This is a genomic window from Acidianus sp. HS-5 (assembly GCF_021655615.1).
Lineage (GTDB): Archaea > Thermoproteota > Thermoprotei_A > Sulfolobales > Sulfolobaceae > Acidianus.
The window spans coordinates 1016754-1029035 of the sequence record NZ_AP025245.1; the positions used below are offsets into that span (position 1 = coordinate 1016754).

The 12282-nt window shown below is 38.0% G+C and carries 11 protein-coding genes; 6 read left to right on the forward strand and 5 right to left on the reverse strand.

Features of this window, described 5'->3' with window-relative positions:
• Nucleotides 1-737 precede the first annotated feature (737 nt).
• Nucleotides 738-1190 (forward strand): hypothetical protein, encoded by a 453-nt coding sequence (locus HS5_RS05520; protein ID WP_236753171.1) that lies wholly within the window; start codon nt 738-740, stop codon nt 1188-1190.
• Here the strand turns inward: HS5_RS05520 and HS5_RS05525 are convergent.
• Nucleotides 1168-4308, reverse strand: coding sequence for a DUF87 domain-containing protein (locus HS5_RS05525; protein WP_236753172.1), 3141 nt, complete (start codon nt 4306-4308; stop codon nt 1168-1170). The genes HS5_RS05520 and HS5_RS05525 overlap by 23 nt on opposite strands.
• Nucleotides 4292-4495 (reverse strand): hypothetical protein, encoded by a 204-nt coding sequence (locus HS5_RS05530; RefSeq protein ID WP_236753173.1) that lies wholly within the window; start codon nt 4493-4495, stop codon nt 4292-4294. Before HS5_RS05530 ends, HS5_RS05525 begins: the two co-directional genes overlap by 17 nt.
• Before the next feature lie 371 nt (nt 4496-4866).
• Between HS5_RS05530 and HS5_RS05535 the strand changes: the two genes are divergently transcribed.
• The 3 genes from HS5_RS05535 to HS5_RS05545 are packed head-to-tail and all read left to right on the forward strand — an operon-like array spanning nt 4867 to nt 7611.
• Complete coding sequence (locus tag HS5_RS05535; RefSeq protein WP_236753174.1) at nt 4867-6768, forward strand: ATP-binding protein; 1902 nt, start codon at nt 4867-4869, stop codon at nt 6766-6768.
• Nucleotides 6765-6911 carry a hypothetical protein gene (locus HS5_RS05540; RefSeq protein ID WP_236753175.1) on the forward strand — a complete coding sequence of 49 codons (147 nt, stop codon included), beginning with the start codon at nt 6765-6767 and terminating at the stop codon, nt 6909-6911. The genes HS5_RS05535 and HS5_RS05540 overlap by 4 nt, the downstream gene beginning before the upstream one ends.
• Nucleotides 6898-7611, forward strand: coding sequence for a hypothetical protein (locus HS5_RS05545; protein ID WP_236753176.1), 714 nt, complete (start codon nt 6898-6900; stop codon nt 7609-7611). Before HS5_RS05540 ends, HS5_RS05545 begins: the two co-directional genes overlap by 14 nt.
• 2 nt (nt 7612-7613) lie before the next feature.
• Here the strand turns inward: HS5_RS05545 and HS5_RS05550 are convergent, their stop codons facing one another.
• On the reverse strand, nt 7614-7898 hold the full coding sequence (locus HS5_RS05550) for a hypothetical protein (protein ID WP_236753177.1): 285 nt from the start codon (nt 7896-7898) through the stop codon (nt 7614-7616).
• Between the two features lie 107 nt (nt 7899-8005).
• Between HS5_RS05550 and HS5_RS05555 the strand changes: the two genes are divergently transcribed.
• The gene (locus HS5_RS05555) at nt 8006-8176 is read left to right on the forward strand and encodes a hypothetical protein (protein WP_236753178.1); all 171 of its coding nucleotides are present in this window, start codon (nt 8006-8008) and stop codon (nt 8174-8176) included.
• Between the two features lie 32 nt (nt 8177-8208).
• On the opposite strand, the gene HS5_RS05560 is transcribed toward HS5_RS05555, so the two are convergent.
• On the reverse strand, nt 8209-10164 hold the full coding sequence (locus tag HS5_RS05560) for a hypothetical protein (RefSeq protein ID WP_236753179.1): 1956 nt from the start codon (nt 10162-10164) through the stop codon (nt 8209-8211).
• A 120-nt stretch (nt 10165-10284) separates the two neighbouring features.
• The gene (locus HS5_RS05565) at nt 10285-11601 is read right to left on the reverse strand and encodes a hypothetical protein (protein WP_236753180.1); all 1317 of its coding nucleotides are present in this window, start codon (nt 11599-11601) and stop codon (nt 10285-10287) included.
• A gap of 45 nt (nt 11602-11646) precedes the next feature.
• On the opposite strand from HS5_RS05565, the gene HS5_RS05570 reads away from it, so the two are divergent.
• A complete protein-coding gene (locus tag HS5_RS05570) occupies nt 11647-12255 on the forward strand; it encodes a hypothetical protein (RefSeq protein WP_236753181.1) in 609 nt (202 codons plus the stop codon).
• Nucleotides 12256-12282: the final 27 nt, after the last annotated feature.

Below are 12282 nucleotides of genomic sequence, written 5' to 3' on the forward strand. Positions count from 1 at the left end.
CTACAGAAGACAATTAGGCAAAAAGAAAAAGCAGAATCGGAGAGTAGAAAGGATTAGTAGGGTCAGAGTTAGAATAGAAGTATTTAGACAGAGAGAATAGTAAAGTTAGGAACTGAATAAAATGAAGAGTAAAAAAGCAGATTTGTAAGAGAAGAGAGCTAGTAAATTATGGAACTTAGAGTAAGTTAGTAGGAATAGTTAGAGAGTTTTGAAGAGTTAGATTAGAAGAAAGAGCAAGAAGAGCTACTTAGAGACAGTTAGAAAGGCAGAAAAAGCAAAACAGAAGAGAAGCTGCTTAGGGTTGGTAAGCAGAGCGTTAGTTAGAAGAGTTAGAAAGTCTGTAAGCAGCAGAGAGTTAGAGTTTAGTAAGAAGAAAAGAATAAACAGAAAAGCAGAGGCTGCAAAACAGAGTTTAAGAGTATGGTAAACAAAAGCAAAGTAGTGAGTTAGAGAGGAGGAAAAAGAGAGAAAGAGTAAGCAAAAAGGAGGCGGGCGGAAAGCCCGAAATTGGGGTATAGAAATTTGTTTAGATTATAGAAAAAAATTAGAGATTAGGGGTATAGAGATGAAACGCGGTGCAACGAGTAACATCGGATAAAGTTTGCGTCGCATTCGATAAAACTTCCGTCTCATCCAGTAAAACTTTAACCGCATTGAATAACTTATAGTATAAAACTTCTGCATTTTTTAGCATTTTGTGGAGTATTTAAACTTTCGGTTATATTATATAGGGAATCATGAGTGAGAGTAACTTAAACCAAAATACGAATATACAGAATAATTCACAGGACAGTGTTATAAATAAAGAAAATAAGCAAGAAGTAAAGAAAAAGGATGAAAAGAGGAAGAAGAGTAAGGAAATTGAAGATGAAATACTGATAGTATATCCTGATAAAGCTAAGACGTTTAAAGCTAAAATAGAGAACTGCATAGTCCTCATACTTAAGAGTGTTGATATTATTAATGAGAAGGATTTGATAACTAGGCTTATCTTAGAGTGTGAAACGGCAAAAGAGTACTACAAAAAGACGCAAGACGTAGGTTATTTAAGGATAATATTATGGAAGATGGCCAAACACGGTATTATTAAGAGGGCCAGGATCTTAGGTGACGGAAGAAGGAGGTACTATTTGCTACCTGAAAAATTGGAGTTACTTAAGGATAAGGTCATAAGGGCACCAAAGGAATAGTATAATCCGCCCCTCCAAAGTCTATCTTTAAGTTAAGGTCTTCTATTTTTATATCACGGACTAACTCTTGATCTTTTTTTATCTTCAGTAGCATTTCCATATATTCCTTATCTATGTAATATCTGTCTTTGCCGATCTGCACAATATATTTACTGTCCTCCCTTCCGATAATATCTATTGTTATGCCCTTAAGCTGCACTCTTCCTTGTTGCGTTAACTCCCCAGTTAACTTAGGTCCTTTTCCATTATTACTATTAGTGTTAGTTGTGGCGGTAGCGCTGCTAGTGTCTGCTTCAGCGGGCTTAGGTCCTTCTGGTCCTTTTCCATTGCTATTATTGTTATTTGCAGTACTAGTTGTAGCGACAATGCTGCTGTTAGCAGTTACAGCTTTACTTTCGCCCTGGACAGCTTTAGTTTTCCTCTGCGTTAACTCCCCGGTTAACGTCATATTCTTTTCTTTCTGCTCAGTCTTCTTTACTTTCAAAGCGTAGATTTTCACTTTCTTCTTCTCTTCATCAGAAAGTTGATTATAGAGCTCCTGTAACTTGCTGAAACATTCTTCATAGGTCCAGCTGTGCACTTCCGCAAAGTCTCTGACGCTTTCTTTACGCCAGTTCCTTACTACTTGCTCAGGGTGAACATTAATCTCGTTGCAGCTCTCGATTTCGATAGCAATTGTTTGGTCATATCTCAATGTATAGTTCTGATCTAGAGGGATAGCGACAAGATCCGGCCTAGCTGCTAAGTCTGGAGTCTGCTTTACAGTCGCTACATAGTACTTATTTCTCATATATCTCAACATAACTTTCATTGCGAGTTTTCTTCCCTCTTCCGACGGGGCAACACTTTTAACGTTCCCAAACAAGCCCTTTCCATATATCAATAATTTCTTATTCCTTATTTTCTCGACGCTTATGTAACCGGCAGCTTCTAGCTTATTTATCACATTCTCAATTTTGTCCCTGTCCACTCCTAACTTCTTTAACAAGTCTACTAAATAGATGCTGTGATTACTACTTTCGGTTCTTGATATATAGATATTGTAAAGTATTTGTTGTTCTAACGGATTCGGTTTTTCTATGTATTTAAATAATGGATTTACTAGCGATAGGACGTCGTCTTTTATCTCTTCGACCCTGTACTTCTCTTTCATTCTCTTAATTATGCTATCCAATTTGCTCTGGTCGAACTTCAGCTCTGTATAATCAAATTTTACTTTGAACGGTGTAGCTGGGTCGCCTTGTTTCCTCGGCATCACTGTCATGACCGCTTCCCCAGGTTCCAGCTTCGGAAGTATTCTCTCTATTTTACTTGCAAAGTCACGATCCACTTTGCTTAAGTTCTCTGCATCATCACCCGCCGTCCTCATGAGCACCTTGACAGCCGTGTTACTGAATATTGACTTCAGCATCTCGGGCTTCAGCTGGCCGGTATGCTGATGTGCCAAGACAAGGTGCATGTAAAACTTCCTCGCTTGTGAGAGGATAGTATCTACTATTGACAAGTCAGAGATGACCTCAAACTCGTCGATAACGGTCAGTACAGGGATTAGCTTCTTCCTTAGTGCCCTCCTTATCAGTGCAGAATACCACAGCTTATATACCCAGCCTGCAATCATTAGGAACGACGCCTTGTCGCCGATGTAAGCGTTGCTTGCATTTATTACTATCAAATTACCTGGCTCCAGGACGTCTACTATTGAATCCGATGAGAACAGCCTCTTCAATAATGGGTTAGTAGCGTATTCTTCTAATCTGCTTAAAGCGGACACGTAAGTAGTTTCTTCTAACTCTTGGAACTGTTGCAGTTTCTCTTCCCATGTTGGGTCGTTGACGGGAAGATCAAGCTCGCCAGACCTCAACTTCAGGATAATATCGTATAGGTCGGCGAAGGTTGGGTTCCTTGACTTCATATACAGGATCTTTAATGCGTTGATAATGACGTATTCTACGTAAACAGCTCCTGCTTTCAAAGCAAAGAGCTGTTCGAAGATCTCTTTTACATTGCTCTCTGCTAGCAGCTCCGCTTGGTCCTTTGGGATCCCGTCTGGGATACTGAGCGGGTTGACGGCTACAGTTGCTTGAACGGGATCTACATAAATTAGCTTCTCATAATTGGCCATTTCCGAAGCCAATTGTTCAGCAAAATCGCCGTTGGGATCAATGAGTACTACTACGCTTTCCGGGTATGCTTTCATAAAATTGGTTATCAGCGTTCCTAAGAATGATGTTTTGCCAGCACCGGTTCCCCCAATGACATACATGTGCCTCTGTAGGTCCTCCAGCTCCAGTTTTACTTCTTTATTTGTCTCTGGGTTTATGCCGACGCGGAAGCCCTCCCTCTCTGGAATTACTGTTGGTAATGGAGCTCCTCTTCCTACGGTAGTAGGCAATACGCTGGGATCCGGAATAATCAAGAGTTGTGAGACGTTACTCTTAGGGACGTGGACCCACTTCTTCTCGTTTAAGAGAGCGTAGAAATATGATAGTTTCGGTGGGGCGTTGATTATCTTATATATTGTATTATCACTTACTTTAAGGAGCGGGATTTCCCATGACAGCCTCAGCGTACTGTAAGCTTCAAACTGTTTGGCCGTCAGTTTAAGCCTCTTTCTCTCGCTATCCAGAAGAATTAGCTTGATCAAGTAGAGCGGGTCTTTCATCTTATCACGGATTTGCTGAATTTGCTGTTTATGCATCTCGCTCCCTTGTTGTGCCAGTTGCTGTAATTTACTAATTCTACCGTAGTGTAATTCCTTCAATGTTGGCTCTAAACTAAACCAGATCATCATTCCCTGTCCTGCTTCTAAGCTGCTGAGGAAGCTCTGCAAATCACTAAACTCATGGATCTCGTAGAAGTCCTTCTCTCTCTTTAGCTTAGCCAAAGCGAAATATCTGAAGTTAGTAGGGTATTCCGTTTGTTTTACATCGAAGTATTGACGTAATGTATTATCAGTTGCAATAGTCTTGACGTAAATATGTAATAGTTTTTCGTCTCTGTAGAACCCTAATGCAAAAACATTCCCTAAAACCCTCAATAGGAATTCTGCATTGTATTTTGTATCTACCCTGGGGAACACCTCGTAACTGAAAAAGTTTAACTTATTCCTTCCGAACAAGCCTTTTCACCCTCCAATATAGTCCATACAATTTTATGAATATTCTAGTTCTTCTAGGTAGTTTACCTTGTGATATGACATATGGAATGAAATCGGTCAGCGGATCAACATCAGTATCCCTATTATCAGCAGTCCTACCCCTATTATCCCTACTATTCTTTCTTTTCTCTTCATTTTCCCTCACCATTTTAGCCCACCTTCGCTAAGATCAACATTAGAATTATGAAACCCCAACCGGCTGCTACTAGATATCCTAAAATCTTCTTCAGACCGCTGGCGAACACTAGGATAATGTACACTGCAGTAAGTGGGATTAAGTAAGATATCAGCGTAGCGTACTGTGTAGCTAACCCTGGATCTGCTTGGAATATAGTTATTTGCAGTATATGTGCTATGACCTGAACCAGGTAGTTATACGCATCATAAAGGTAGTTTAATATGGTCTGAGTGCTTACGCTTAGAATTTCCTATCACCAAAATACTAAGCTGGAAATTTATTAACTTCCAAAGGGCGTCTACTCGGTTAATAAACTTACAATATATTCTTATGGTGATATAGTGTTTTCGTTAGGTAAGAAGGAGGAAAAGCCTAAACAGAAGCAGGTTAAGCAAAAACCGCAGAAGCCTTCCTATTGGTATGAGGTAGACCCTACACCTTTCGAACTATTAAGCGATGCAGAGAGGGATAGGATTGAGGGAACTTTTACTGAGATGCTGAATGTCATCAATGATGGGACTATAATTATCAAAAAATCAACCGATACTTACAAATATGAAAATGAAGTATTTGAAATAACTTTCTATAAATTTATAGTGAAGAGTGACGTTCAGCTGAGCGATGAGTTCTTCAACGCAAGGCAGATAGATGCTCCTTCTAGACCCAAAGTAGTTAAGGAGTATCCCAGGTACGTAAAACTAGAGAACGGGCTTTTGGCACAAAGTGCTGTAGTATATCGTTATCCTTTGCTCTTACCTGAGGGGTTCCTTTATGAGTATTTCGACCTCGCTGACGAGATAGTGCTTAAGTTCAGAAGCTTAGATCCTATAAAATCGGCATCGATGGTAGACACTGTTAGGCGTAGACTCGAATCCATAGCTTCCACAGATTCCTCAAGCTATACATTACAAAAATTAGAAAAAGTAAAACAGCTTCAAGCGGTAATAGGAGGAAACGCAAAGCTCCTAGAATATTATGTCTGGTTTGTCTATTACGGAAAGGATGAGGCCGAACTTAAAGAAAAGTACAATCAATTGAAATTAGTAGCTAAATCAAGGCTGTTAGATATTGACATACCAGTATTCTTCCAGAAGACGTTATATGAATATAGTGTTGAGGTGAATTCGCCTATCCCTTTCGCTAATAAGATAATACCTAAGTATGTAGATACGATAACTGCAGCAACATTTTATCCGTTCATCAATGAGAACCTAGTCGACGAGGGAGGGATCTTCCTTGGGGTATCAGATTCTGGGTCACCTATAATATTCAACCCGTACAGACGACAGAATCATAATATTGTAATTTTAGGAGCCACTGGGAGCGGAAAAAGTATGACTACTAAAGTTATGCTTAAACGTCTCAAAGAGAAGTATGAAGGCCTATATATAGCAGGGATAGACCCCGAAAACGAGTACGTTATCCACTCGAAGTTATTCGGCGCCGAGCCCCTCATAGTGCAACCAGGACAGAAGTTGGGGCTTGACCCTATCAGGTTTATGACGGAGGGGCTATTACAGTTGGAGGAAGTAGCAGACCTACTCGCAGACTTCTACTTGCCTGAGAACGATATAGTACTTAGGAATAAACTGAGGAAAGACTTATTCGAAATAAGTACCACTGATACCAAAGAATTTCTAGCTATATTACAGCAGAAAGACCCAGAGATATACAACTACTTAGCTGTAATGGACGCTCCTCCGGACACCTTCGTGTTTAACGGGGGCACGATAGATTTTACGAGGAACGTCATAGTGGGGCTTAACAAACTAGGCAACAACAGGAGGCTTAAGGCTTTAGTAATGTCATTACTTTCAGTCCTGTTTACTAAAGTGCTGTTTAGTAACAAGAACAAAGGTTTCTTCTTCATAGATGAAGCCTGGTTGTTCGTTAACTATCCTGCAACTATGGGAATTCTAGAGAACCTTGCCAGGAGGGCGAGAAAATATAGCAAAGGATTAATGTTTGTTACGCAACGTCCTGAGGACGTAGCCAAAAATGAGGCGGGGAAGACGATATTAGAACAGGCAGCTACTTCGGTCCTTTTAGGGCAAAACGAGTCTGCGATCCCTACGCTCAAGGAAATATACAACCTAAGGAATGAGGAGGCTGAAGAGTTGGTTACGGCAGAGAAAGGAAGGGGTATAATACGATCAGGAAAATACGTCCTAAGGATCCAAGTTCAGCCTACATCTGAGGAATTTGAGATGTTCAAGACGACGGGACACTGGGGAGGCGAATGATGAAGAAGGCTATAATTACGTATCTTGATGAAGAGCATTATAATATGTTGTTGAGATTGGCACAGAAGAAAGGTGCTTCTGTGTCTCAGATTGTTAGAGAGATATTATTAGAAAAATTAGGTGGTTCGGATGGTCAGGGTTAAAGAAGTTTTGATCTTAGAAGACACTAGTTTTCTGGACGAGAAGCTATCTTCAGGGGCTTTTGAACTATCTTTCAGGAAAATGATCTACGTCCTGGTTGGAGGTCTGCTATCATATAAGCTCATAGACAGTTACAAAATTCCTGACATACTGTTAGGAGTGGTAATAATAGGGATAGCGTTAGCTCTAGCGTTCTACCCAGCAAAAAGCATACGTCTTGAATCGGTCTTCATCGGGGCGTTCTCATACTTATTAGGAGGGTTCTTTACTCCAGATCCCGACAAAGTGAAAGAAGCGGAAAAGAAGAAACAAAAGAAGGTAAAGCCTAAAGCGAAAATAGAGACCGTAAAAAATACGGCTAGGATTACTAAAATTGCAGATAAACCTACTGAAAAAACTGTTGATAACCATGTAGAAAAGCAAAATAACGTCCAAGCAGTAATGAGGGCAGATACTGTTGTAAATAATCCACCAGTTGCTAAAAATACAATCATAAAACACAAAAACAGCCTATTGTTAGATTATATCCTTACTGCAGTGTCCGGAGCTTTTTCATTATTACTCTTCAGAATATTAATACATACTTTCGCTAGTCCTTCTCTTATAACAGTAATCGCTAATATATTAATGTTCTCAGTGTCGGCTGGAGTCTTCATAGCTGAACTGCTGTACACTATTCCGCGTTTGCTTAAGCATAGCTAAAGTTAACTTAAACAGTTTTTTCCTTTTATCCTTCTTGTCCTAAGGATTTTCATTACATAATTATAACTTAATTGATTTTTATTAAGGAAGTACACTGCTGCTAATAGGCTAGGGTAGTTTACTCTAAGTCCCACACTCCTAAGTAACTTAGCAGCCATCTGTACTGAATAATAAGGCACATTAAGGTCCTTAGCTACCTGGAGCTTTGCTCTATAAGTGTTATCTAATAATACCCCATGCTGTTTTGAGTACCAATAACCTACATTTATGTCTTCTGCCTCAGCCATCGTTAATTTATTTTAATTTATAATTATTTGCTTTACATTAAATTGAGTATTACTCATTTTCAAGTAATACTGGAAGTTTATTAACCTGAAAAAGATAAGATAAGATTATGTACGTCATAGAATGCAGTGACCCAAAAGAAATAGAGAAACTACTTAAGCTTTCAACTTCGGCTAAGGAGGTAAGGTTCACTTTGATTACTGAAAACCCGAGGTTTGCTGCCATAATTAAGAGACACTATAAAAACGTTAAGATAAAGAGGATAGAGGAAAAAAGCTGATTTTTCCTTCTTTTCCCCATAAACTGGGGAGTTTACGGCTGCTTTGTGTAATTATACACTGTACTATTATAGAATTCTACCGTGAAAGTTTGGTTCATGGTTTTGAAGTAGATGGGAACGTTATCGTAGTTATAGGGATACCAGGTGTAGAACGTAATGGCTTGTCCATCTTCTGGTAAGTTAGTATACATAGTCTCATTTTTACTATACCACCAAAAGACCACGAAAGATTGTTCAACATTAGTAGGATCTGTCAGATACGCGGTGACATTACTATTGCTACTGTTTTCCAATATAATATAGGGAGTAGTGTTAAGGATATACTCGGGGATCTTAACAATTATTATTGAATAAGTCCAACCACTAATACCCTTAACGTTGTATGTACCGTTAAAGACGTGGTAGAATGCTCCCCAACTCATTATCAGCACGGGCTGCATTGCTATCAATGTTTGGTTACCGCTTCTGTTGAACAAGGCACAAAGGTAGGGGATTGTAGAACCTTGGTAATTGTTATTAGTCATTTTCATCTGCAGTGCTATCTCGTTAGCGAATACATCCATTTCCCAATTGATGTAATTATAGTATTGCGATGTGGTGTTTTGCTCTACCAGATTATACAGGAACTTATAGAGAGCATAATAGTAGGCTAGTTGACCGTAATCATTTGCGTAATTGTGCTCATACACAAGGTTAAACGTATTATTGAATACCCACGAAGGCTGTTCATTAGAGGATGAGTTTATGCTGAATGATAAGTAGCAGTTTATCGTATTCCCACTACTTTGTGTGTTCAATTGTGGGATTATTTCTATGCTTCCAGCGTTCCATGTCCTCTTTATAGTGAAATTACCGTAATGGATTATATCATATGTTGTTATTTCGTTAGAAACAAAACTCTGAGGATCAGAACTCCATACGGTGTAGCTAAAATTGATGTTAATATTCCTAGTGTCATATGTGTTGCTCCCTATCTCAGTAGTCGGGCTAGTACCATTAAATACAGTGATCGAAACGGGGACGCTAATGTTATACTCATACCAATTATAAGTATGGCATTCTTTATAGAGGCAGGGTGTTTTAGGGTAGTATTTATATATATGGTATGTTATGCTACCGTTTTTGCACGTATGACAGCAATAACCAAAGGTACTATAAACATTGAAATAACTGCATACGGTCTTTGAAACTCCAGGAGGTACTGTCACTTGGGAACATAATGTCTTAGAATAACTTCCTCCATGACATTGAAATACCGTACAAAAACTTTCGCTACAGACTTCTCTGCAGTTTATGTAGAAAGTCGCGGACCCTTTTACTTTCATGCAATAATATAAGTCCTCATATACGTTACATCCCTGTTTGCATGTAACGTTCTTAGCCAAGTATAAACAGTAGTTATAACTAACGCTAACTTTCGTCTCAACGGAACACGTATTTATTATCTTACATGAGACCGAACCTATGCAAACCTTATCAGATGGCGGGTAGCTCGCTACGTAAGGACTGAAATTATAGTATTGCAATATCAACGTGGTTTGAGTCATGTTCGGTTCCGTCCCGCACGTATTAAGCGGGAAAGGTTCGATGGTGTAGTTCACAGTCTTAGCGAGCTTGTAGTTTACATAGAAACCCCCTAAGTCCGCCACAGCAAAGTAAGTAGTAGGCGTTACTTCCGAGGCATTCATTGATAGGATTTCTACGATGTTTTGCAGTATTGGAGCTCCAGTATCGTTGCTTATGAAGATCTTGGAAATGTTGAGTGATATCAGAGCGCTGTCATTTATTATAGTAGGTAGTGAGGCATAGTAGGGTATGGGATTAAAGACTATTGTAGTATTCTTATTCGATGTTGCGGATTTGGGCATAGAGCCCGGTGTGGGGTAGACGGTATGAGGAACGTAAATTATTAAATTGTACGCTATTTCAGCTAATGCTAATAAGGCCAGGATAGCTAGTGCCATCCATACTACTTCCCTTCCGTCCATACTTCCTCAATAATATAAGTTGGAAGTTTATTATCTGGAAAAGAGTTTGGATTTTTTTTACAGTAAACTGGAGAGTTTATACAAAAAATACCTGCTAACATTAGAGTATTATGGTATATATCAAATAATCTGAGTCTGTAGTCTAATCTTATCGTTATCCTCATAAATAATTTTACTATTCTTCAGAACACCTAGAATTATTTCAATTAACTCATATACATCCTTTCCTAGCCTCTGTGATCTACCGTCTGGATCTAATACTCTCTTCATAAAGGGCTCTAATTTGTCATATAACTTATTTTTGAGTTCACCTCTACCTATTTCACCGTTATTCTCGACTATTATTTCTCTCACTAGATCTGCAAAGCCGCCCTTTCTACTTCCTATTACACCTCTCGCCGAAGGGAATATGGGAAGTCCGTAATTTTGCCTTAATATTCTCAGTAACTCTTGAACTATTTCTACTTTATTAGTCCGTTTTAATACAAGTTTTCCGTTTTTAACTTCTAAGACATCTGATAATCTGTTCTCTTCTCTGAGTCTATTAACCAGAATATCGGGAGTTTTACTGTATCTTAACCATATTATTGTGTCTGGATCAAGAATGTGGGTTCTAATATGAGAGTTTTCAGCCATTTGTTTAGCCTCATCTTTGTTTATGGATATGGAGTTACCTTTTTCATCTGAAAGATTGCTGAATACACTTTTACTCCATTCATCGTCCTTTATGCTATCTATTATTTGCTTGGCCTTTGCTATGTTTTCTGGAATTAAATTTAGATCATACTCCATTTTTTGTTCAAGTCTGTTTTTTGATTCTTCTTTAATTTTAGTAATATAGAATTTTTTCACTTCTTTTCCGCATATCTCATAAAGTATGAGAAAGTCTCCTATCTCTGGGATTATAATTGCTCTATTTATCTGTATTATTTCTTCTATCTTATCGAAGTTACCTGTTATTGGAGCTAAAAACCCTTTTCTTATTATACTTGCCTTTTTTATGTTAATGCCAATAAATAAGTGATACGAACATTCTATGTTATCTTTGTTTGTGTCCACCCACCTTGTATGCAAAAGCAAAACTAATTTATGTTTTAATTCCCTATTTAGTTTTCCGATATTTGTATTGGTGACAATGTTGTCTGTATAAATATTATCGTTTTTGTTTTTGAGTAAGATTCCAAGTTCACCGGAAGGGCATTCCGTATCTTCCTCTCCATTATCATTTGAGTTATTATTACAAAGACAATCGATATTGGTTCTAAATATTTTAAGTAGACTTTGATTTACTTTCTCCTCCTTAAGACTAGTTCGGTATACTTTATTTGTATACTTAGCCTCTTTATTACCTTTTTGTACTATATATACCTTCACTAAATCTCCACGAAAATTATTTAATCTTTGACATACATAGTTTTTAGTAGACTCCTCCTCCATAATTTTCCCTCCAATCTTTTTATTTTAAGAAAGTCTATTATAAATATGTTAGGTAAAATAGGGGAATTATTGCTTATATTAAATGAATATAGTGTCGCTCTGTTTTATCTGACCTACGTTACCGTCAGTCATTTATCCTTCGTCTTGTCGTTGATAACTGCGTTATTGATATATCTTATTCTTTTTATATTCGTAGTTGTTTTTGTGTCTAAGGTTTTTCCTAAAAATACTACTCCTAGTTTGATATCTGGAAAAATAGTAGAAGCTAAGAAAGTCCATTATCAGATCATCTCTTTCCAAGCTAGTAACGTCATCCCTTTTGTACTAGCCTCCTATAACGATACTGTGACTTTAGTTATAGGCTGGGTTATGTTATTTCTCTTCATAGTATTATCATATAACGATGTTTCGATACTTGCATTAAACCCGTACCTTATATTGAGGAGATATAATCTTTACCTCGTAAAAGTAGAAAGTCCTCAGGTCTCTGAGAGTCCGACTTACAACGAGTATTATATCTTTTCAAGAGACGACTTAGAAGTAGAATTAGGGCTAGAATTAGATGAGACCCATCTTTACGAAATTGATAATAATTTATATATTATGTCTAGAACTGATGAAGAAAGGAAAAAGATTACAAATCCTCACAATTAAAAACTTGGTAGATTAAGCTTTTTGTTT

Coding starts and splice junctions, on each gene's coding strand:
- HS5_RS05520 (WP_236753171.1), top strand. CDS start 738: ATGAGTGAGAGTAACTTAAACCAAAATACGAATATACAGAATAATTCA.
- HS5_RS05530 (WP_236753173.1), bottom strand. CDS start 4,495: ATGGTGAGGGAAAATGAAGAGAAAAGAAAGAATAGTAGGGATAATAGG.
- HS5_RS05540 (WP_236753175.1), top strand. CDS start 6,765: ATGATGAAGAAGGCTATAATTACGTATCTTGATGAAGAGCATTATAAT.
- HS5_RS05545 (WP_236753176.1), top strand. CDS start 6,898: ATGGTCAGGGTTAAAGAAGTTTTGATCTTAGAAGACACTAGTTTTCTG.
- HS5_RS05550 (WP_236753177.1), bottom strand. CDS start 7,898: ATGGCTGAGGCAGAAGACATAAATGTAGGTTATTGGTACTCAAAACAG.
- HS5_RS05555 (WP_236753178.1), top strand. CDS start 8,006: ATGTACGTCATAGAATGCAGTGACCCAAAAGAAATAGAGAAACTACTT.
- HS5_RS05560 (WP_236753179.1), bottom strand. CDS start 10,164: ATGGACGGAAGGGAAGTAGTATGGATGGCACTAGCTATCCTGGCCTTA.
- HS5_RS05565 (WP_236753180.1), bottom strand. CDS start 11,601: ATGGAGGAGGAGTCTACTAAAAACTATGTATGTCAAAGATTAAATAAT.
- HS5_RS05570 (WP_236753181.1), top strand. CDS start 11,647: ATGTTAGGTAAAATAGGGGAATTATTGCTTATATTAAATGAATATAGT.